3 protein-coding genes are annotated in these 2583 nt (G+C 49.3%); 2 read left to right on the forward strand and 1 reads right to left on the reverse strand.

Features of this window, described 5'->3' with window-relative positions:
• Positions 1-197: tetratricopeptide repeat protein (locus ACJROR_RS13070; protein ID WP_406547459.1), on the forward strand; the 197-nt coding region annotated here is incomplete at its 5' end.
• 897 nt (positions 198-1094) lie between these two features.
• On the opposite strand, the gene ACJROR_RS13075 is transcribed toward ACJROR_RS13070, so the two are convergent.
• Positions 1095-1742: a Tfp pilus assembly protein FimT/FimU gene (locus ACJROR_RS13075; protein WP_406547461.1), complete on the reverse strand. Its 648-nt coding sequence runs from the start codon at positions 1740-1742 to the stop codon at positions 1095-1097.
• Between the two features lie 550 nt (positions 1743-2292).
• On the opposite strand from ACJROR_RS13075, the gene ACJROR_RS13080 reads away from it, so the two are divergent.
• Complete coding sequence (locus tag ACJROR_RS13080; RefSeq protein WP_406547463.1) at positions 2293-2436, forward strand: helix-turn-helix domain-containing protein; 144 nt, start codon at positions 2293-2295, stop codon at positions 2434-2436.
• The last annotated feature ends 147 nt before the right edge of the window (positions 2437-2583 follow it).

Consider the following 2583-nt stretch of genomic DNA (forward strand, 5'->3'; position numbering starts at 1 on the left):
GAGCTAAAACCTTTTATGAAAAAGGCTGCAAACTTAAAGAAGGCGACGCATGCAACAATTTAGGTCTTTTATATGCAAGAGGTAACGGAGTACGTCATAATCCCACCACAGCCAAAAGCTATTTCAAAAAAGCCTGTGATTTAGGATCTCAAAACGGCTGCAATAACTACCGATTAGCACTGCAAAAAGGCTTCTAAAAACACGGTACCGAATATCACACATTCATCGCCAAAGGATCTCACCGCGAGATCCTTTTTTATTTTACGGAGATCAAAATGAACGACTGCACCCATCAGGCTTTGTGCCTGCATTGATTGTGAGGGGCTGTGTCCGGGAGTATCCAGATACCAGAGGGCAGAGGAGCGGATATCTCGTTCGCCCCGGGCAGAGGATCAGAATTCATCGGACAAGGCAATCAGAAAATTCCGGAAAGATTCGTCAGGATCGGGCGTAATCAGCGATCAGGAACGGTAAAGATAGTCACTCATTACCTCGAAAAAGTGCTTTGAACAGGGATACCTAACTGGTTGGAGATTCCGAGTGTACTACTGCCGCCGGAGGGATGGAGATGAGCCCGTGCCGGTACACGAAGAAGCGGCAATCGTAAAAAGGAACTTTCAGAACTTCCCTGACGGGAAATCACGCCTTGATACAGAGAAGGAATTTGCCGCCCCGGACATTAACCCCCGTAACGACTGTCCGCGGGGTATTCGAACCACGGAGGAGCGCTCACCAGCATCACCTATACGGGAAAGCAGCTTCTGAGAGAAGGGATTCGTTGAAGATCCCGATGCCATCACCAAAAAGCACCGGAAAACAAAGACCAAATCCCGCAACACCTTTCGGAAAACACAAGCCCGGCCATCATCGACATGAAGACCTTTCAATTTGCCGGCCCAGCCAGCGTAATTTGCGCGGGATAAGACACAAGAAGGGGGAACTCGGCGTTCCCCCATAAGAACCTGAACAGTGCCTTTTACGGGAAAGATCAGCGCGGCATTTAATTGCTCAGATCTTCCCGAACTCCTTGATTCGCTCCTGCTGAGACATCTCCGCCTCAGTTTGTCTTATCCGAGCGTCATCAGGAGACTAAATCAGCACTTGCCGTCAACAATCACCGTCATGCGCGTCACAGAGCCGTTGGCGCCCTCATAGGGATTATCATACACAACATAACATCCCTGAGACGACTCCTTGACAGCGCCGCCCTCATGACCGTTTTCAGTTTCATAGGCCGCCGGGAGGTCAATATCTGACAGGCCAATTAAAATCTGCACCACCCCGCTCTCCCATACCTTTATCCGGTACTGCCAGTCATGCTGGCGTCTCGTAGCGGAGTCAGTTACCGTATCGGCATCAACTGCATCAAGATCCAAGGCTCGGAGAATCCCGGATTCCTTGCCGGCAGCAGAATTGTTAAGAACAGCCGGATAACCGAAGGAAACCGCAACGCCGTTATTTTTATTGCAGGTATCGGTGGCCGCGCCGTCTACACATACAAACTTAATATCACTGCTGCTATTAATGGCCGGATATTTTTCCAGACCGGCAATAATGGCCTTGCTCCGGGTCAGGTTTTCCGCGCTGCGAATGGCGGCCTTGAGACCGTTCAGCTTGGAAATCCTGGCATCCCTCTGCAGATCCATGAACTTCGGGGCTGCCGTTGCCGCCAGAATGCCCAGAATTACAATTACCACCACGAGTTCTATCAAAGTAAAACCGTTCACACGATGACTGTTCATTGTTGTCCCCCTTTGCGTCCAGCATCTGCATGCTGATATCAGGCAAGCGCCAAACGTTCCCGGAAATCACTCCGGAATCTGTATTGAGCTTCTGAGCGGTATTCTGTAAGCTTAGCCGCGAGAGATGAATCGCACAGCCTTAACCAATTTCGGAAAATCGTTACAGGAAAGCATTCTCTTAAGATCATAGCGGCAACAAAACAAAGTTTTCGAGAATAAGCCCTCGTATTGCGACAAATAAATATTTATTTTTCAGATCGTGTCACATTTTTTACTTATCCCGAGCATGCTCAAAAACGGCATTATCAAAAATCAGCCAGCCAGCCTTAAATCCCCCAGCCTAAAATCCGCGCATTTATGCGAACATTGCTAACAAACAGCCGGCAGAATTGCATATTGCTTTTTTACAGCGTCAGCGTTTGGCTATAATCTCTCAATGAGTGTCCGGCTCTCAATAAATGCCGCTGTTCTGTCCCCCGCTGACCTGTATTTTCATGGAGATGATCTTATGCCCCGAGCAGCCAAACCGCTCAAGTTTTCCCCTGAGGAATTGGAGACGTTAAAATCCAATCTGGCCCGTGCTGATGAAGCTCTGGCTGAACGCATAAGAATAGTTATGGCGTGCGCTGAAGAAAGCAGCAACAAGGAAATAGCCGCCCGTTTTCAGGTGCATGAGCGTACCGTTGCCAAATGAAAAAAGGCCTATCAGGAAAAAGGGATCAACGGCCTCATGTCATCGCACGGCGGCGGCCGCAAGGCAAAGCAGGATGGCGAGAACCTTGAAGAACAGATCACTGCCCTGCTTTCCGGAGCTAACGGAAGTCTCGGCAGAGACTGGACT

The organism is Succinimonas sp. (genome assembly GCF_045225735.1).
Taxonomy (GTDB): Bacteria; Pseudomonadota; Gammaproteobacteria; order Enterobacterales; family Succinivibrionaceae; genus Succinimonas.

What these genes read in the sequence shown, in the direction of transcription:
- ACJROR_RS13075 (WP_406547461.1), bottom strand. Translation starts at nt 1,742, where the DNA reads ATGAACAGTCATCGTGTGAACGGTTTTACTTTGATAGAACTCGTGGTG.